Here is a 19,744-nt window from a genome sequence, read left to right as displayed (position 1 = left end):
CTTTATATACTTCATTTATATTTTCTCTAAAGTTACTTAATATAGTAAATATACTTCTTGTATCTATACTATAATCTATAACATCTACATTCCCAATCTTGCCTTTTTCCTTATTTATATCTTTTTTAAATTCACCTTTTATCTTTATTACATTCCCTACACTAACTTCTTTAAATTCCCCTTGTAGATTTAAAATCCTTCCCTTTTCTTCCCCTATTGCAAATTCTCCATAATTTTTTACAATTTTCACTTTTTCTAATTGAGGATAGTAATTATAAAAGTTATTATTTATAATTATTCCTAAATAAAATATCGCAACTACTACTAAAAAAAACTCAAAATTTTCTCTAAAAACTACAATGCAAAAAAATAGGCTAGTTAATGTTAAAACCAGCCATAAATTAAAATCATAATATACATAGAAAATACTGCTCATTATAAATGTTATCCCTATATATATAATTGGATATTTTGTTTTTTCTAAATTTTTAATTTTCATTATAGCCACCTCTTTATCTCCATTATTACCCAAAATAATGAATCTAAAACAAGTTTAAAAAGGTTTCTATTTACTTTTTGGATTAAATAAAACTGCCATTATATAACCAAAGATAATAGCAGCAGTTATTCCTCCTGCTCCACCTTTTATTCCTCCTGTAAATGCTCCTAAAAGGCCTATTTCTTCAACCTCTTTTATAGCTGATTTCGCTAAAGTATTTCCAAAGCCAGGAAGTGGTATGGTAGCTCCTCCCCCTGCAAATCTTATTATCTTATCATATATTCCAAAGGAACCTAATATAGCTCCAATAACCACAAATAATACTAATATCCTACCTGGTGTTAATTTTGTTTTATCCATAAGTATTTGTGCAATTACACAAATACCACCACCAACTATAAAAGCCTTTAAATACTCCATTTCTCTGCCTCCTAATCGCTTTCTATACTTACAGCATGTGCAATTCCTGGAATAGTTTCACCTTGCAAAGATGATGTTGGACTCATAAGCGCACCTGTTGAAATTAAAAGCATACTTTTTATTTCTTTCTTTATAAGTTTTTTATAAAAATATCCTGCCGCTACAGAAGCTGAACATCCACATCCACTTCCTCCGGCTTCTGTTCCTTGTACTTCACTAAAAAATATCATATCTCCACAATCTAAATAATTATCTCGAATATCATATCCATATTCTAATATTAAATTTTCAGCTATAGTTTTACCTACAGTTCCTAAATCTCCTGTTACTATTACATCATAATCCTTTGGTGTTTTGCCTGTATCTTTAAAGTGATTATAAATTGTATCTACTGCTGCTGGTGCCATAGCTGCCCCCATATTATTTGCATCTTTTATTCCATAATCTTTAACTATTCCTGTAGTTACACTTGTTATTTTAGGAAAATCTCCATTTCTGCCTAAAATCATAGCCCCACTTCCTGTTACTGTCCATTGAGAAGTTTTACTTCTTTGACTACCATATTCAAGAGGAAATCTAAATTGTCTCTCTGCTGCACAAAAATGAGATGATGTAGAACAAATTATATAGTTTCCTATATCACTATCTAATAATATGCTTCCTAAGCTTAAAGCCTCTGTCATAGTAGAACAAGCTCCATATAATCCAAAAAAGGGGATTTCTAGCTCTCTTGCTGCAAATGAAGATGCTATAATTTGATTTAGTAAATCTCCTGAAAAAAGATAATCTATATTTTTATCTTTTAAATTTGCTCTTAAAATTGCTTCCTTTATACAATTTAATAACATCTTACTTTCTGCTTTTTCATAACTTTTAGTATCAAACATTTCATCTTTTAATATATGATCGAAATATTCTTTTAAAGGTCCTTCGCCTTCTCTAGGTCCAACTATAGAAAATGCACTTATTATTCTTGGCTTATTTTTTAAGATTATAGTTCTTTTTCCGATTTTCTTATTCATAAAATACTCCTTATACCATTCCTATAATGTAATAAACTATTCCTATAATTACTGAAACACCTATACCATACACTAATACTGGCCCTGCTATCATAAATATTTTTGCAGCTACTCCAAATACAAATCCTTCTTTTTTATACTCTATTGCCGGTGCTACAACAGCATTTGCAAACCCTGTTATAGGAACAACACTTCCAGCCCCTGCAAAGGTTGCTATCTTATCATAAACACCAACCCCTGTTAAAAGCGCCCCTAAAAATATCATTATTATTGACACCACCACACCTTTATTATCAGATGAAACACCAAACTTCACTATAATATTCCCAATACCTTCTCCTAAAGTACATATTAATCCCCCTACTAAAAATGCTCTTATGCAATTTCTTATAATTTTAGGCTTAGGACTAGTTTCCTTAGCTAATTTATCAAATCTTTTTTTTATCCTTTTTTCTCTTCTTGTTAATTTCATAAAATCACTTCCTTAGTATTATTATTTCTAAGGAAGTGATTTTTATTTATAAAATATTTAAAATACTCTACTTATATAAATTATTTTAAAATAAAAAAACTACCATTTCTGATAGTTTTCTTTTTAATGACTTTATTCTAATTTTTCTCTCAACTTTTTTAAAACTTTTTTTTCAATTCTCGATACCTGTACTTGACTTATACCAAGCATTTTAGCTACCTGTACTTGTGTTTGATCTTTAAAATATCTAAGCATTATTATTTGTCTTGATTTTTGATCTAATGTACTTAATGCTTCTTTTAGTGCAATTTTATCAATAAACTCTGAATCATCTTCTCCATTTTCACTTAATTTATCAATAAGCAATACAGGTGAACCATCATCTTGATGGATTGTATCATATAAATATTGTAAACTTGAAGATGCTTCCATTGCTACTATAATTTCTTCTTTAGGAATTCCTGAGTGTCTAGAGATTTCATCTATAGTAGGATCTCTATTTAATTCCTTAACTAATTCTTCTTTATAATAATGAATTTTTTTTCCTAAGGTTTTAACACTACGGCTAACCTTTATCATTCCATCATCTCTTAAAAATCTTTTTATTTCACCTATTACCATAGGTACAGCATAGGTAGAAAATTTTACATTAAACTTATCATCAAAGTTTTTTATAGCTTTTACTAATCCAATTGACCCAATTTGGAAAATATCTTCATAATCATATCCACGATTTAAAAACTTCTTACTAATAGATGCAACTAAAGGTAAGTTCATTTCAATTAATCGCTCTAATGCTTTCTCATCACCAGCTTTAGCTAACGGTAATAGTTTACAGTTATTATTGTAATCATATTCCTCTCTATTCAAATTCTCAACAATCATATTTTAGACCTGACCTATTACTTCAATTTTTTTTCTTATGATTACCCTAGTTCCTTTATTTTTTTCGCTATATACCTCTAAAGAATCCATAAAACTTTCCATAACCGTAAATCCCATTCCTGATCTTTCTAAATCTGGTCTTGATGTAAAAAGTGGTTCCTTAGCTTCCTCAACATTTTCAATCCCTGTCCCAAAATCGCTTATTATTATTTCAATCTCATTTCCTATTAAAGCTGAATCAATCCTTACTCTTCCACCTTCTCTATTTTCATATCCATGTATTATAGCATTTGTAACGGCTTCTGATACTGCTGTTTTTATATCTGTTATTTCCTCTATTGTTGGATCTAATTGAGCTACAAAAGCTGAAACTGCTACTCTAGCAAACCCTTCATTTTCAGATTTACTTAAAAATTCTATACTCATTTTATTATCGTACAATCTAAACCCCTCCAATTTAAATACAACTTAATGCTTCTTCTACAGTATTAAAATTCTTTATTATTTTAAATAATCCTGCTAATTCAAAAACTTTACCTATGCTTTTATTAGCTCCTGCTATGTAAAGTTCTCCACCATTTTTTTTCACTTTTTTTTGTCTTCCAACAATTACCCCAATACCAGAACTATCCATAAAAGTTACTGAATTAAAATTTAAAATTACTTTTTTTGTTCTTGATATTTCTATTCTATCATCCATTTTAACTCTAGCTTCTTTTGCATTGTGGTGATCTAATTCGCCTACTAAAGCTATTTCTAATATATCGTTGTAGTTATTAAACTTAAGATACATACTTATCACTCTAACTTTTTTAAGTATAGAGTTTGTCACCTCCTATTTAGCTGTTCTTTTCTTCCATATTTTAACATATAATGTATTTTACAGTCAATGTTTTTTGTTAAATAATGGGTAATAATAAAAGCAATTTATCTTAAAGAAAACTTTTCAGATAAATTGCTTTTGCTTACTTCTTATATTCACTTATTTTTTCAGTTAATAATTTATAAAATTCTTCTATAGTTTCTCCCTCTTCTAATAATAAAATTTCTATTGCTTCATCTAAATTTTCCATATAATATAATGAAAATTCGTCTTTTTTAATACTTTCTTCTACATCTTCATTAAGAATTAATTCACTAATATTAGTTTTTGGAATTAAAACTCCTGCACCTTTATTTTTATCAAGATTTACGCAAACTTTATAAAATCCCTCAATCTTTTCATTTACTCCACCTATAGGCTGAACTTCTGAAAACTGATTTAATGAACCAGTTACTGCAATATTTTGTTTAACTCCTTTTCCTGTAATAGCTGATAACATACATATCATTTCTGCAACTGATGCACTATCGCCTTCTATCATACCGTAATTTTGCTCAAAATTCAGATGAATATTTATAGGTAATTTGCTTTTCTTATCCCACTTACTATATAAAATACTCTTTAAAATCCCTATAGACTTTTCATGAATTCTTCCACTTAGTTTGGCATCTTTATGAATATCTACTATACTACCTTCACCTTTAAATACATTACATGTTATTCTCATAGGCTTTCCAAAGGCATGAGTCCCTGTATCTAAAACTGCTAGTCCATTTATATTTCCTACTTTTTTTCCTTCAAGATTTATAATTATTTTTCCGTCATCATACATATCTAAATAACTTTCCTCAATTATATCCTCTTCATAAATAACCTCTCGTACTGATTCACTATCAATAATTTCTTTTTCTTTATCGTATGCTATCTGTTCACTTAATAAAAGAATTCTTTCTATCTCTTTATGATCTACAATTATTTTATTTTTATTTTCAGCTACTCTAGATAGATATTTTATAATTACTTCTATCCCTTTCTTATCTATCTTAAGTTCACAGATTTCTAAATTTAAATCTTTTATATATCCATATATCAATTCTAGATTTTTATCAATATCTATCTCCGATTTAAAATCAACTTTTATTGGAAATAATAGTTTAAAATCTTCATCATTGCTATATAAAATATTGAATGTTTCATAATCTCCTATTAAAATTATTTTTACATTTATTCCTACACCTTGAACTTTAAGTCCATTTATAGACAGTACTTCTAAATAATTTCTATTAGCATCAAAATTTAAGCTTTGAGTAAGCAATACTTTTTTTAGATATGGATATGTGTTATTTATCAATAAATCTTTTACCCTTACGATAATACAACCTTCATTTGCTTCTAATAGTGTTCCTGCATTAATTAACGATAAGTCTGTAGTATAATTCCCATTTTGACTTTCATACTCTATATTCCCTAATAATCTTGTTATAGTTGGATCCTCTTCAAATATAACTCTTGGATTATTATACTCTGTATTATCAACTATAATTTCTATTTCATATTTCCCTAAAATTTTATCAACTTCTTTTTCATCTTCATCTATATATACTGTATATAATCCTATTAGCTCTTTTTCTATTTTCTTATAAAATGCATCTAAATAATTATATACATCATCATCTAAAATATATTCAAGTAAAAGGTCCTCTTTTACTTCTTTTAATCTATTTTCTAAATACTCTCCTAATATTTCTTTTAATTTTTCTAATTCTTTTATTTCAATTGTTTTTATCGCTTCTATTATTTCAGATGTATCACTTTTGAGTTTCTCTGCTTTTTCTAATAACTCATCTTTAAAATCTTCTTCTAATAAGTCATATTCTTCCTCTGTCATTTCTTTTCCATCTTTCAATGGTATAAATACAAAACCATCTCTAGTTACTTTCATTTCAAATCCTTCATCTGCAGCTAATGTCATTAATTTATTTAAGTATTTACTTCTATTTACTTTTAAATCTTCTAGAATATTATCTTTTTCATCTGTAAATTCATAATCATTAAATTCTAAAAGTGCGTCTTTATACTCTTCCTTCAATATTGCTATGTCTTCCTTTAAAGCTTTTCCTCTACCATTACTTAAAGTAATTGGAAATGGTTTTTCATCGTCACTTAATGATGCGTAACAAATATCTTTTGGTGCCTCTAATTTTTCATATTCTTTTTCAATTATTTCAACTAACTTATTTACCTTTTCTTTTAAATATGAGTCCACAAGATATAAATTATAATTTTCTTTTTTTATTTTTAAAATTCGCTTTATTTTATCATAAGGAGTTTTAAATTCTTTTATATCCATTAAATCAATTAATTTTTCTTCTTCGCTATCCTTTAAATTTAAAGAAAATATTATATTATTGGGATTTAATTTATTTTTCATATATATTTTTTAAGACTCTCTTTAGTCTTATTCCTCCTTAAATAATAGTCTATACTATATTAGTATTCTAATGATTTGTTTTAGGAATAGCTTTCTTAAAAAATAATAAAAAAACTATACAATTTTTTTTGTATAGTTAAAATAATTTCATTTGAACTTCTTTTTCTTCTTTAAATGAAGATATACTGAGTCCTATTAGCCTTATATCTTCCCTTATTTCGTTTTCCTCTAATAGCTCACATGCAATTTTAAATAAAACCTCAGCATCATCAATATAATTTGTAAGAGTTCTGCTTTTAGTATGATTTTGAAACTCTCCAGTTTTATATTTTAGGGTTACTGTTCTTCCACTTTTATCCCCTTTTTTTAAAATTTCTTCTATAGTTTCTGAAAAACCCTTTAAATATTCTTTTAATTCTTCTATATCTCTTGTGTTATTTTTTAGAGTTCTCTCTTTTCCTATAGATTTTCTATCTCTAGTTACTTTTACTTCACGATTATCTATTCCTCTTATTCTATCGTAGACTTCAACTCCACTTTTCCCTAAATATTCAACACAAAACTTTTTATCCATTTTGTATAAATCTTCAATTTTAAATATTCCCATATTATTTAATTTTTCACAAGCTTTTTTCCCAAGCCCATAAATTCTTTTTATTGATAATGGAAATAAAATATTTGGAATCATTTCTTTTGTTATTATTTTTATTCCATTTGGTTTATTCCAATCTGAAGCCGTCTTTGCTAAAAATTTATTGTAAGAAATCCCTATAGATAGTGTAAGACCAAGTTCTTTATAAACTCGCGTTTTAATATATTTCCCTGCTTCTTCTCCACTTTTAAAGCTACTTTCTGATAAATCTAAATAAGCTTCATCTATTGATAATGGTTCAATAAGCGGTGTTACCTCTTTAAAGATTTTAAAAATCTTCTCTGAAATTTCTTTATATCTCCAATGCCTTACTGGAACAAATATTCCAGTTGGACATTTTTGTCTCGCTATAAAAGCTGGCATAGCTGAAGATACACCATATTTTCTAGCTTCATAAGAACAAGTGCACACTACACCTCTTTCACTTACCCCACCTACAATAACTGGTTTTCCTCTTAAAGATTTGTCATCCATCTGTTCTACTGATGCAAAAAATGCATCCATATCTATATGTAAAATAATCTTCTCCATACCATTTCCTTTCTAGCTATAAACTTTTTCCTCCTCTTCTTTTCTAAAAGAACTTCCATTATTATTCTTAATCGAAAAAGAATATATAGAAAAAGCTAATAGTTCTTCTAAATATTTATTATACTCAGAATCTTGCTGTTTATTAAAGTATTCTACTATAGTTATTCCTATTAATACTCTAAAGTTTTTATCCATATAATAAAGGTATGCACCCTCTTCATCACAAATATATTCAATTACTTCTCTAACTTTAAATATGTATCTTTCTATACTATCTGTTCGATTAGCTGCTCCAATTATACCTAAAACTTCATTTCCTACAGTTAATCCCTGTTCTTTAAAGCTTTCAATAAGTTCTTTTACTTCAAATTGTGATTCTATATTTGTATTTAAAAGCAAACTTGTTGCTAACATCTGCAAATGATTTTTCGAATAGTTTTCTAAGCTCAATAAATAATTAAACATATATTCTACAAACTCACCAGTTTCTTTTGCATCTTCATTTTCTTTTGCACATTTAATTCCTAAAAGTGCACAAACTAAATAATCATTTTCATCAGTAATCTCTTTAAATTCCTTTTTTAAAAGATCATAAATAAGTTTTGTATTATTATAAATCTTATAATCTAAATCTAGATTTCCATGTTTGCATATGGCATATGCAGCCAGTGTTAATCCTTTTGATTCCTTAAATCCAACATCTTGCATTTCTTCACTTACTTTTATAAGTCTATCTGAAAAAAAACTATAATTTTCTTCTCGACTAATTAAGATTGATATCAAATACAGCATATCTCCTCTAAAACTTGATAGCTGACTTGTTTCATTCTTTATATATTTTCTAATTTTTTTAATTTTCTCTAAATCTATTTCTTCTAAATGTCCCCCAAATACAAGCGATGCAAAATGATTTATATATTCTCCATCAAATCTTAAGCCATCTTTTACTAGTTTATAGCTATCCATTACGCTATTACATATATCTAATAAACCAATATTCATTTTAAACGCTTCCTTTTCACCCTTAATTTTATTTTTTACTTTTTCATTATACTATAAAACTTATAATTTAACACATAATAAGTTAAATTATAATTTATAATTAATTTTACAGTATCACTCATTTCTCAATTAGTAAATTTATATTTTATAAAAAATATTTTTATGTTATAATAAGATTGTTATGTTTTATAGTAAGTACAAAGGACTTATTTGATTATTTTATAAAGGAGAATTAATTATGGGATTCAAAGATAAATTTAATGATTATTTTAAAGACTCATATTTTCAAAAATACGGAGATAGAATAACTAGTACAGCAGGTACTGTTATTTCATTTAAGATAGAGGAAAAAAACTTTATTTTATTAAAAAAGCTTGTAGTAGATATTATTATTAAACCTGATGCTGGTAGAGGCGCTGTTAAATGTAAGTATAAAAAATGGAAATGGTTTAAGAAACCTGAATTCATTCCTCTAAATAAAGGGCATAAAGTAATGATTATGGGACTTAACGGGGTTAAAGGTAAAGAAGATGCTTCTGTAATTCAAATACAAAACATTTTAAACCTTACTGCTAAAAAAGATCTAGTTCCTATAGATCACTCAGAAATAAAAAAAGCTAGACAACAAGCTACAAGAATTCAAAGAAGATAGTTAAAAGGAGTATAGAAATCTATACTCCTTTATTAATATCTCTATTTATTAATAACTTCGTAATCTACAACTTTTCTTTCAACAACTATTGATTTTACAAAAGCACTAGCACTTACATGATATGGATTTACTTGATAACTATCTAAGTCTTTAAGGCTATCAAACTCTGAATATAATACAACATCCATAGCAGCATCTGTTCTATTTATGTTAATTCCAACTTCCATTTTTTTAATTTCTGGAATTAAATCTTTTAAATCTTCTAAGGCAGCTTTAATTTTTAAAGCATTTTCCTTTTTATTTTCATCTTTTATTTTCCAAGCAACTATATGTTTTATCATTTTCTTTCCCTCTTTCTTTTATTCTTCTATAAAAAATGGTTGTAACCATGCTTTAGCACCATCTTCTCTAAACACTTCAACTCTTATGTATCCTTCGTTTCCTACTACATCATAATAAGCTTCAGTGCCTTTACATTCTTTAAGTACTACTCCGTTTTTTCCTATAAATTTAAAAAACACGTATGGAACTCGTTCATCCCCTTTTTTTAAGGAAATACGATTATTTTTAACCTCTATCTCTTTAACTTTAACGCCAAAAGATGCATAAAAACTTCCTCTTCTAAGTCCATTCATTATTTCTTCTTTGCTTTTTTCTTTTGCTAAAACATAATTATATGCTCCACCTGCTCTTGAAAAAATATGCATATCATCATCTGCAAATCCAAACACTCTTTTTCCTCTACTCAGTAACTCGTCCCATAAATCAGTAGCTAAAGCAATTCCTTTGCAGTCTAATCTAACGTTATTATTGAATATTTCAATTCCAGTATAATTTTCAAGATTTAATAATTCATCTAAAGTCCAATAGTCCATTTTTCCTAAATGAGGATGACAAATAATATTTATCCCACCATTTTCAACAACTTTTTTAAATAACTCATTGTGATTTGTATAATTTTCTCCATCATCATCATATGTCTCTAAGTTTATACCAAGTGTCTGTTTACCACTTCTTTTAAACTCAACACCTTGAATTAAAAGAATATCTTCTCTATCCTTAAATTCACTTAAATCTGTTATCATACAATGATCTGTTATACTTAAAAAATCGTATTCCATTTTATAGCTTGTATACATCTCTACAATCTTATCTAATGAGTAATGTCCACAAGGACTATTTTCTGAATGAGTATGAAGGTTACCTTTTAAAAAGGTACCTTCATATTCATAAGGATTTAGTATCTTCATACAAACACTTCCTTACTATTCTATATCTTCAAATAAAAGTTTAATTAATTTTTCACCTGCTTTTCTATTTTCACCTTTATATGGGAAACAGTGAATGTGGATTGCTGGATTAAAATTAATTTCTATTATTCCATAGTTTTTATCATTAGCTTTTCCTTTAATATCCTCTATCATCATATCAACACCAATTATTTTAGCATTTACAGCTTTTGCTGATTTTAATGCAATCTCTTTATAACTTATATGGATATCATCAGTAAAATCTATGCTATCTCCACCAGTACTAATATTAGAATTTTCTCTTAAATAAATAACCTCATCCTTTTTAGGAATATAAGAGAAGTCTAACCCATTATTTTTTAAGAACATTTCTTCTGCTTTAGATACTCTTATCTTTTCAAGTGGAGTTTTATATCCTCTTCCTCTTAATGGATCTTTATTTTTCTTCTCTATTAAAAGTCTTATATTATTTATTCCATCTCCCGTTACATTTGCAGGTACTCTATGAAGAATTCCTACTACTTCATCATTTATTATTAGGAATCTATATTCTTTTCCTTGTATAAACTCTTCTATTAATATAGATTTATCTTCATTAAAGGCTATATCTACAGCTTCTCTATATTCTAGTAATGTTGGTGGGTTCTTAAATATTGTTATACCTATTCCAAAATTTGTTGTTTTAGGTTTTATTACAAGTTTTTTATCTTTATAGATTTGGAAATCTTCAATTGCATCTTCTGTTGAAATATAGTATCCACCTTGAGGAACTCTTATATTATTTTCTGCTAATACCTTTTTAGATACTAGTTTGTTTTCCATTATTAATGCTGTAATATAATTATCCTTACTTGTTTTAGTAGCTTGTTTTACATATTCCTTTTTACCTCTAAAATTAAGTTCAATAAAGTTTTCTTCTCTATCTAAAACTTTAAAGTCAACACCATATTTTAAAGCTTCTATTAATAAGATTTGTGTAGATAATTCTAAATCTTCATAGCCTAATAATTTAAAAGCATTTTCCTTACTATCTCTTTTATTTTCTATAGCTATTGCCATAAAATAATCTAAATAATTACTTTCTTTAATCCCTTCAATAAGTCTACTTGCAATAGTTAAACTATTATCTTCAAATCTTAATTTAGAATTTTCAATAATTTTATTAAAGTCTTTATAGTAAATTGTATCTTTAAATACTTCTTCTTTTATCTTTTCAATTTCTTCTAAAATTTTAAGCCCAGCTTTCTTCACTGTAACTTCTCTTTTATTTATTATTAATGTATTTTCTTCACTGTTTTTTATAGCTCTATTATCATTTTGTACACACTCATTATGAACATCTAATGTGTATTTTTCATCTTCTTTAAAAAGACAGAATAAAACATATAAATGTATTAAGTATAATGAATTTTTTGAAATACCAAATTTTGTTGTAGGATCTAAATCTAAAAGTCTTATTTCAATGTATCTAACTCCATTCTCTTCTAAGTTAGTTAACATATCTCCCTCTTCTTTAGATTTAAATCTTATAGCACTATAATATTCTTTTGCTTGCTGTATACATTTATCATCTATTAATCTTCTTATATCTCTTATGTATTCTTCTAAATTATTATATGACACATAAAAATCTTCTTCGTTTCTGTAACCACATCTACTATTTCTAAGAGATCCAACTCCTTTAAAATAGTAATCTTCTGTATTTAATGCTTCACCTTTTGCTGTACACTTTTCTACATAACTTTTATGAAATACAGGACTTGCTCCTGTTAAATATGTTAAAAACCACTTATACTTCAAAAAGTTTCTTCCAATTTTAAAATATAACTCGTTTTTAAATTCTCTTAAGCTTATATCTGTATTTTGCATTTTATATAAGTTTTCTATAAATTCATCTCTGAAAGAAAAATTATAGTGAACCCCACTAACTAATTGTCTCTTCTTTCCATATTTCTTAACTAAATTTTCTCTATATTCTTTTGCTTTTTTATCATTTAGTTCTGCAACCTTTATTTTTTCCTCACTTGGTAACTTAGGAGGATTACTTTGAGGCCATAAATATTCATCTTTTAATTCTATATTTACTATATTATTTAAGTTTTCCATAAAACTATATGCTGAATCTATAGAATTACATACTGGAGTTACCATCTCCATTTGACTTTCAGCAAAATCTCTCTTTATAAATAGATTATCCTCTTTAAATACTTTTGGATGTCTATCTAATGAAATTTCTCCATATTTATTTACTCTTATATTTTCTTTTTCCAAACCATAATTACATTCTATTAATCCCTTTTTTAAACCTTCATCTATTATTTTGTTTAATAAATTATCCATGTAAAATTTCCTTCCTTTTTTATACACTAGTAATTTTTTTATCCATTACTAATACTATATCCACCCATATCCTATTACACATTATATCATAATATTTTTAAATTAAAATTAAAATATTACTATACTTATAATAGAATTTAAACTTTAATATTTTATTATAAAAAACCCCACCTACATGGATAGATAAATTTAATTATTTCATCTGTCCACTTAAGTGGGATTGCATCATTTAGTAATCCTATCTATTTTTTTATAAATAAATAAATACTATTTATTAATGCTATAGTTCCTGAGAAACTTAAAACTATCGTCCAATGCTTTAGTGCTAATGGTACTGTATGGAATATTCCTTGTAAAAATGGAACATATAATACACTTACTAACATTATTATAGATATTAAAACAGCTACAACTAAATATGGATTAGTAAACAACTTTATTTCAAAAATTGAATGTCTTTCTGATCTACACTCAAAAACATGAAATAATTGTGAAAGTACAAGTGTTGCTAAAGCTATCGTTCTACACGTTTCTAAATCCATTCTATAATATCTTCCTATCATAAATGATAAAAGTGTACATACTCCGATAAGTGCGCCTCTTATTATTATTTTTTCTGCTAAACCTCTTGCAAAAATCCCTTCTTTTTTATCTCTAGGTATTTGCCTCATTATATCTCCATCTGCTGGGTCTACTCCTAATGCTATAGCAGGAAGTCCATCTGTTGCTAAATTAACAAATAGAATTTGAATAGGTGTCATTGGACTTGGTAATGCACATAAAGTAGCTAAGAACATTGTTAACACCTCTCCTAAATTACAAGATAAAAGGTATCTTATAAATTTTCTTATATTGTCATATATGCTTCTTCCTTCTTCTACTGCATCTACTATAGTACTGAAATTATCATCCATAAGAATCATTTCAGCTGCTTCCTTAGTAACATCTGTTCCTGATATCCCCATTGATATTCCTATATCTGCTTCTTTTATAGCTGGAGCATCATTTACTCCATCTCCAGTCATTGCAACTATATTTCCTAATGACTTAAAAGCCTTTACTATTCTAAGTTTATGACTTGGTGAAACCCTTGCAAATACTCTAATATTTTTTATACTTCTTCTAAGTTCCATATCTGTTAATTTTTCTATATCATTTCCTTCTAATACTTGAGTCTCACTTTTACATATATTTAATGACTTTGCTATAGCAAAAGCAGTATTTTTATGATCCCCAGTTATCATAACAGGAGTTATCCCTGCAAGTTTACATTTTAATACTGAATCCCTTGCTTCTTTTCTTGGTGGATCAATGCTTCCTACAATCCCTACAAAAATCAAATCATCTTCTAGTTTTTCATCCCTTCTTAAATTTTCAACCTTATAAGCTCCTGCAAGACATCTTAATGCTCTTAATGACATTTGATTTAAAACTTTTTCTATACTTTTTCTTCTAGCTATAGTTAACTCTCTTACTTTTCCATCTTCATATATATACTTACATTTTGCCAAAACCCTCTCTGGAGCACCTTTTGTATATGAAATCTCTTTATTTCCTTCTTTAACTATAACTGTCATCATTTTTCTTGTTGAATCAAAAGGAAGTTCAAAAACTCTCTTTATTTTTTCATTATATTCTATGACATCTGTTGAATTTTTAAAGAATAACCTTATTAAAGCTACTTCCGTTGGATCTCCATGTACTGCTTTTTCTATCTTTTTCATTTTTCCATCAATAGTACAATCATTACAATACACTAAAATACTCTTTAATTTTTCTACCCCATCTATAGTATTTATATTTTCTTCTGCAGCTAAATTTCTCCCATTTAAATAGATCTCTTTTACAGTCATTTTATTTTGAGTAAGGGTTCCTGTCTTATCAGAACATATTATAGATGTACATCCTAATGTTTCAACAGCTGGCAATTTTCTAACTAAAGCATTTTTTTTAAGCATTCTTGATACACCTAAAGCCAATGCTACCGTTACTATGGCAGCTAGTCCTTCTGGTATTGCCGCTACTGCTAAAGAAACTCCAAGCATGAACATCTCACCAATTTCATTTCCTCTAAAAACGCCTAAAACTGTAACTAAACTACAAATCACAAGACATATAATTACTAATATTTTCCCTAAAGAATCTAATCTTAACTTTAATGGTGATTTATCTTCCTCAATATTTTGAAGTAGATTTGCTATTTTTCCCATTTCAGTATTCATACCTATTGTTGAAACTCTAAATAAAGCTCTTCCCTTTAAAATATTTGTTCCCATAAATCCTTTATTATTCTTTTTATTTATATCTTTATTTACTCCTACTGATTCACCTGTTAAAAGAGATTCATCTACAACTATACCAGAAGATTCCTGAAATTCTCCATCTGCTGGAATTCTATCCCCTGCTTCTAATACAACCATATCTCCAATCGTTAGCTCAATAGATCTTATAACTATAATTCTCCCATCTCTATAGACTTTACAAGTTGGTGCTGCTAAATCTTTTAATGCTTCTAAAGATTTTTCAGTTTTAAATTCTTGGAAAAATCCTAATAATGCATTTACTAAAACTATAATAAGTATAGTAACTGCATCTGCTACATCTCCCATAATTCCTGAAATTACAGTTGCACCAATAAGAACCCAAACCATAAAATCATTAAATTGTGATAAAAACACCTTAATTGAAGATACTTTTTTCTTAGCATCTAATTTATTAAGCCCAAATGACTCTTGCCTTTTCCTTGCTTCTTGCGTAGATAATCCTATATTTTTTTTGTTTTCTCCCACCACTCTCTTTCCTCCTTCTTTTTTCTCTTATACATATATATTTCTAAAGAACAAAACTTATGAAAACTTTCTATATATCTTTTCTTTACAAAATTCTATTTAGGTTTTACAATTAAAAGAGAATTTTATAACTAAAGGAGGAAATTTAATGAGAAATGTAATATACGTATCTGGACATAAGAATCCTGATTCTGATTCAATTTGTTCTGCATATTCATATGCTGATTTAAAAAACAGAGTTGGTGATATTCCTGCAATTCCTGTTAGATTAGGAAATGTTAATCCAGAAACTCAATTTATATTAGATTATTTTGGTGTAAATGCACCTCAATTATTAACTACACTTAAACTTAAGGTTGAAGATTTAAATATTGATAATATAAGTCCTATTTCACCTGAAATTTCATTGAAAATGGCTTGGAACATAATGAGAGATAAGAATATAAAATCTATTCCTGTAGCTGATCAAAATGAACACTTAGTAGGAATTATATCTCTTTCAAACTTAACTTCATCTTATATGGATATTTGGGACAATCAGATACTAGCTAAAAGTAAAACAACTATTGAAAATATTATTGATACACTTTCAGCTAAATCTATATATGTAAATGAAGCTACAAAAATATTTAAAGGTAAAATTTGTGTTGCTGCTATGCAACCTAATTCTATGAAAGATCATATTGATGCTGAAGATATTGCTATTGTTGGTGATAGAGCTGATGTTCAAGAAGATCTTATTAAAACTGGTGTTTCTTTAATGATAATCACTGGTTCAAATACAATTTCAGAAGAATTAATAAATCTTGCAAAAGACAAAGGAGTTACTATTATTTCAACTCCTCACGATTCATTTACAGCTTCAAGACTTATAGTTCAAAGTATTCCAGTTGGATTTGTTATGGCTAAAGAAAATTTAGTTTCATTTACAACCGATGACTTAGTTGAAGAAGTTAAAGAAACTATGCTTGAATCAAGATATAGTAGCTATCCTGTAACTGATCCAGATGGAAGAGTTATTGGAACTATCTCTAGATATCACTTAATTTCAAACTTCAAGAAAAAAGTTATTCAAGTTGACCATAATGAAAGAGCTCAAGCAATAGATGGAATTGATGAAGCTGAAATTCTTGAAATTATTGATCACCACAGAGTATCTGATATAAATACTAGTGGTCCAATTTTATTTAGATGTGAGCCAATTGGATGTACATGTTCAATTGTTGCTAAAGTCTTCTTTGAAAATGGAATCAGACCTTCAAGAGAAGTAGCAGGACTTTTATGTGGAGCTATAATTTCAGACACTCTTTTATTTAAGAGCCCAACTTGTACTCCACAAGATAAACAATTATGCTTAAAGCTAGCTGATATAGCTGGTGTTGATGTTGAGGAATTTGGTAAAGCTTTATTAAAAGCTGGAACTTCTTTAAAAGGAAAAACTGTAGACCAAATATTCAACCAAGATTTCAAACCATTTACTATGGGAGATGTTAAGGTTGGAGTAGCTCAAGTTAATACTATGGATATTGATGGATTTATGCCATTAAAAGAAGAAATGTTAGCTTATATGAATCAAAAAGTTAATTTAGAAGGATTTGATGCTGTAATGTTATTATTAACAGATGTATTAAACGAAGGTTCTCAAATCCTTGTAGCCGGTCCTAGTATCGATTTAGTAGAGACTGCTTTCAATGTTAAAATTGAAGATTCAACTGCTTTCTTACCTGGAGTTCTTTCAAGAAAGAAACAAGTTGTTCCACCTCTAACTAATGCAGCTATGAATAAATAGTTTAAAAAATAAACAACTGCTTTTAAATTAAAAGCAGTTGTTATTTTTATATATTTCTAAAATTTTACTTCAAATTTCTTTTTTATAATTCCTTTTAAATTCTGCAAAGCTCTACTATGAATTTGACATACTCTTGATTCTGAAATACAAAGTATTTTTCCAATTTCTTTTAATGTTAACTCTTCATAATAATAAAGATTTAATATAAGCTTGTCCTTTTCTTTAAGCTCATCTATAGAAATCTTTAATATTTCCCCTAGTTCTTCTTCTAAATACTCCTCTTCTGGAGTTTTTGATGTTTTATCCTCAATAGTATTCATAATAGTCATTTCATCTTCATCAGTTAAAATTATATTATCTAATGATATTGTTGCCATAATATTTATATATCTTTCTATAGTTAATATATCACCAATATTAATATTTAAATGTCTCGTTATTTCTTCTGTTGTTGGCTCTTTTAGAAATTTATTTTGTAAATACTCTACACCCTCATTATATTTTTTCAGCTTGTCCATAGCACCCTTAGAAATAGGTCTATGCTTCCTAAGTTCATCTATAATAGACCCCTTTATTCTTATAGATGCATAAGAGGAAAATTTCATTCCTTTTTCCTCATCAAACTTATTCATTGCATCCATAAGCCCTATCATTCCATACCCTACCAAATCTTCATATTCAATAGACTTATTTCTTCCTATTGAAACTTTAGATGCAATATATTTGACAAGTGGTATGTATTCTTCCACTGAATGTTTCCTTAGTTGAATTCCTTCTAAGGTCATCATAGTTATTCACCTCTTTAAACCCTCTTTAATTTTTGTAAATATTAAAATACTCTTCCCTTTTCTCTTATACCTTACAAATTAATTTTACCCTTTATTTATTTTGTAATACCCCATTCTTTTCTATAACAATCCCTATAATTTTTTTCTTATATATTTTTCTAATTTATTACTTAATTTTTTAGAATCTATATTATAAGTTCCATTTTTTATCTCATTTTTTATTCTATTAACTTTTCTTATTCTTCTACTTTTATCATAATTTATAAATATTCTGTTTATTTTACTATTTATATAAACTTTATTTAAAAAATTCAACTTCATACTATATTCATTTTTACTAATTTTCATTTTTCTGACCTCCAGACTTCTATCTATTTCATTATCGGTTTAATTTATTAAATACTTTATTTCATAAAATATAATAGTTGTCTGTACTTTTCATTTTTTTATGATATCTTTTAATTTTATCTATTTTAAACGATATCATTTAAGTTAAATTCTATAAGTTCATCTATATCTAATATGGTTATTAATTTTTCTTCATAATTTATTATCCCACTTATATAACTTTCACTTTCTATTCCTTTTAAATTTTCATTCTCTATAGATACTACTTCTAAAACTTTATCTACAATTATCCCAACTTCTTCTTCATTTATATCTAAAATTATTATATTTTCTTGTGTTTTATTTTGCTCTATATTTAATAATAAATTTATATCAATTAATGTTTTAATACTTCCTCTTAAATTTATTAATCCTTTTATATATTTAGGAGCATTTGGTACTTTAGTTATATTCATAATATTATTTATACTTTGAACCCCTTCAGTTTTCACTGCAAAATACTCATTTTCCAGCTTAAATATAACTATTTGCATTATATGTTTGCCCCCTTATCATAATACTCTTTTAATTACTTCTAAAACCTTTTCTGCTTGGAATGGCTTTACTATAAAATCTTTTGCTCCCGCTCTTATTGCATCCATTACCATTGATTGTTGTCCCATCGCTGAACACATGACTATTTTTGCTTTTGGATCAAATTCCTTTATTCTCTTTACTGCTTCTATTCCATCCATGTTAGGCATAGTAATATCCATTGTTACTATATCTGGCTTTTCCTGTTTATACATATCTACAGCTATTTCTCCATTACTAGCTTCTCCCACAACATCAAATTTATTTTTTTTTAATATATCCTTTATCATCATTCTCATAAAAGCTGCATCATCAACTATTAATACTTTTGCCATCTTAACTACCTCCTCTTATTTCAAACCTATTTTCTCTAGTATTTTCTCTAAAGTTCCTGGCATAGGTACATAATAAAATTTTATACTAAAATTGTATTTTTTTCTCTCTTGAATATAGTTTCAATATCTAAAATCTGCTTATC

At 27.2% G+C, this 19,744-nt stretch carries 19 protein-coding genes and 1 pseudogene; 2 read left to right on the top strand and 18 right to left on the bottom strand.

The features are described from left to right. The 10 genes and pseudogenes from Q0W06_RS15845 to Q0W06_RS15800 all read right to left on the bottom strand — a co-directional run. Positions 1–499: pseudogene (locus Q0W06_RS15845) on the bottom strand (hypothetical protein); the annotation flags it as partial. 66 nt (positions 500–565) lie between these two features. After that, positions 566–919, bottom strand: coding sequence for a stage V sporulation protein AE (spoVAE, locus tag Q0W06_RS15840; protein WP_297637886.1), 354 nt, complete (start codon positions 917–919; stop codon positions 566–568). 11 nt (positions 920–930) lie between these two features. After that, positions 931–1,941, bottom strand: coding sequence for a stage V sporulation protein AD (gene spoVAD / locus Q0W06_RS15835; protein WP_297637883.1), 1,011 nt, complete (start codon positions 1,939–1,941; stop codon positions 931–933). Between the two features lie 10 nt (positions 1,942–1,951). Beyond that, a complete protein-coding gene (gene spoVAC, locus Q0W06_RS15830; protein WP_297637880.1) occupies positions 1,952–2,413 on the bottom strand; it encodes a stage V sporulation protein AC in 462 nt (153 codons plus the stop codon). A 132-nt stretch (positions 2,414–2,545) separates the two neighbouring features. Then, a complete protein-coding gene (gene sigF / locus Q0W06_RS15825) occupies positions 2,546–3,298 on the bottom strand; it encodes an RNA polymerase sporulation sigma factor SigF (protein WP_297637878.1) in 753 nt (250 codons plus the stop codon). Between the two features lie 3 nt (positions 3,299–3,301). After that, positions 3,302–3,739 carry an anti-sigma F factor gene (gene spoIIAB, locus Q0W06_RS15820; RefSeq protein ID WP_297637875.1) on the bottom strand — a complete coding sequence of 146 codons (438 nt, stop codon included), beginning with the start codon at positions 3,737–3,739 and terminating at the stop codon, positions 3,302–3,304. Between the two features lie 16 nt (positions 3,740–3,755). Next, the gene (gene spoIIAA, locus Q0W06_RS15815; RefSeq protein WP_297637872.1) at positions 3,756–4,091 is read right to left on the bottom strand and encodes an anti-sigma F factor antagonist; all 336 of its coding nucleotides are present in this window, start codon (positions 4,089–4,091) and stop codon (positions 3,756–3,758) included. A gap of 172 nt (positions 4,092–4,263) precedes the next feature. Continuing rightward, the gene (locus tag Q0W06_RS15810) at positions 4,264–6,552 is read right to left on the bottom strand and encodes an AAA family ATPase (RefSeq protein ID WP_297637869.1); all 2,289 of its coding nucleotides are present in this window, start codon (positions 6,550–6,552) and stop codon (positions 4,264–4,266) included. Positions 6,553–6,688: 136 nt separating this feature from the next. Next, a complete protein-coding gene (locus tag Q0W06_RS15805) occupies positions 6,689–7,735 on the bottom strand; it encodes a DNA polymerase IV (RefSeq protein WP_297637866.1) in 1,047 nt (348 codons plus the stop codon). Positions 7,736–7,747: 12 nt separating this feature from the next. Continuing rightward, on the bottom strand, positions 7,748–8,737 hold the full coding sequence (locus tag Q0W06_RS15800; RefSeq protein ID WP_297637864.1) for a DUF4003 family protein: 990 nt from the start codon (positions 8,735–8,737) through the stop codon (positions 7,748–7,750). Positions 8,738–8,975: 238 nt separating this feature from the next. On the opposite strand from Q0W06_RS15800, the gene Q0W06_RS15795 reads away from it, so the two are divergent. Beyond that, complete coding sequence (locus tag Q0W06_RS15795) at positions 8,976–9,389, top strand: hypothetical protein (protein ID WP_297637862.1); 414 nt, start codon at positions 8,976–8,978, stop codon at positions 9,387–9,389. A 41-nt stretch (positions 9,390–9,430) separates the two neighbouring features. On the opposite strand, the gene Q0W06_RS15790 is transcribed toward Q0W06_RS15795, so the two are convergent. From Q0W06_RS15790 to Q0W06_RS15775, 4 genes are all read right to left on the bottom strand, one after another. Then, the gene (locus Q0W06_RS15790; RefSeq protein ID WP_297637860.1) at positions 9,431–9,730 is read right to left on the bottom strand and encodes a Dabb family protein; all 300 of its coding nucleotides are present in this window, start codon (positions 9,728–9,730) and stop codon (positions 9,431–9,433) included. 18 nt (positions 9,731–9,748) lie between these two features. Next, positions 9,749–10,639, bottom strand: a complete 891-nt coding sequence (locus tag Q0W06_RS15785) for a hypothetical protein (protein ID WP_297637858.1) — start codon at positions 10,637–10,639, stop codon at positions 9,749–9,751. Between the two features lie 15 nt (positions 10,640–10,654). Next, entirely contained in the window at positions 10,655–12,979 is a 2,325-nt protein-coding gene (gshAB, locus tag Q0W06_RS15780) for a bifunctional glutamate--cysteine ligase GshA/glutathione synthetase GshB (protein WP_297637856.1), read from the bottom strand. 242 nt (positions 12,980–13,221) lie between these two features. After that, a complete protein-coding gene (locus Q0W06_RS15775) occupies positions 13,222–15,771 on the bottom strand; it encodes a calcium-translocating P-type ATPase, PMCA-type (protein ID WP_297637853.1) in 2,550 nt (849 codons plus the stop codon). A 145-nt stretch (positions 15,772–15,916) separates the two neighbouring features. Here Q0W06_RS15775 and Q0W06_RS15770 point away from each other — a divergent pair, with 145 nt between their 5' ends. Further along, complete coding sequence (locus tag Q0W06_RS15770) at positions 15,917–17,557, top strand: putative manganese-dependent inorganic diphosphatase (protein WP_297637850.1); 1,641 nt, start codon at positions 15,917–15,919, stop codon at positions 17,555–17,557. A 56-nt stretch (positions 17,558–17,613) separates the two neighbouring features. Here the strand turns inward: Q0W06_RS15770 and Q0W06_RS15765 are convergent, their stop codons facing one another. The 4 genes from Q0W06_RS15765 to Q0W06_RS15750 all read right to left on the bottom strand — a co-directional run bounded on the left by Q0W06_RS15765 (position 17,614) and on the right by Q0W06_RS15750 (position 19,601). Next, positions 17,614–18,345 carry a FliA/WhiG family RNA polymerase sigma factor gene (locus tag Q0W06_RS15765; protein WP_297637848.1) on the bottom strand — a complete coding sequence of 244 codons (732 nt, stop codon included), beginning with the start codon at positions 18,343–18,345 and terminating at the stop codon, positions 17,614–17,616. Positions 18,346–18,477: 132 nt separating this feature from the next. Further along, positions 18,478–18,693, bottom strand: coding sequence for a flagellar biosynthesis anti-sigma factor FlgM (locus tag Q0W06_RS15760; RefSeq protein WP_297637846.1), 216 nt, complete (start codon positions 18,691–18,693; stop codon positions 18,478–18,480). A 125-nt stretch (positions 18,694–18,818) separates the two neighbouring features. Then, positions 18,819–19,226, bottom strand: coding sequence for a chemotaxis protein CheW (locus tag Q0W06_RS15755; RefSeq protein WP_297637844.1), 408 nt, complete (start codon positions 19,224–19,226; stop codon positions 18,819–18,821). An 18-nt stretch (positions 19,227–19,244) separates the two neighbouring features. After that, on the bottom strand, positions 19,245–19,601 hold the full coding sequence (locus Q0W06_RS15750; protein WP_297637842.1) for a response regulator: 357 nt from the start codon (positions 19,599–19,601) through the stop codon (positions 19,245–19,247). Positions 19,602–19,744: the final 143 nt, after the last annotated feature.

Origin of the sequence: uncultured Clostridium sp., assembly GCF_947072515.1 — a bacterium.
Classification (GTDB): domain Bacteria; phylum Bacillota; class Clostridia; order Clostridiales; family Clostridiaceae; genus Clostridium.
Note: the sequence above shows the minus strand (reverse complement) of the source record. Positions and strands in the feature narration are given on the sequence as shown.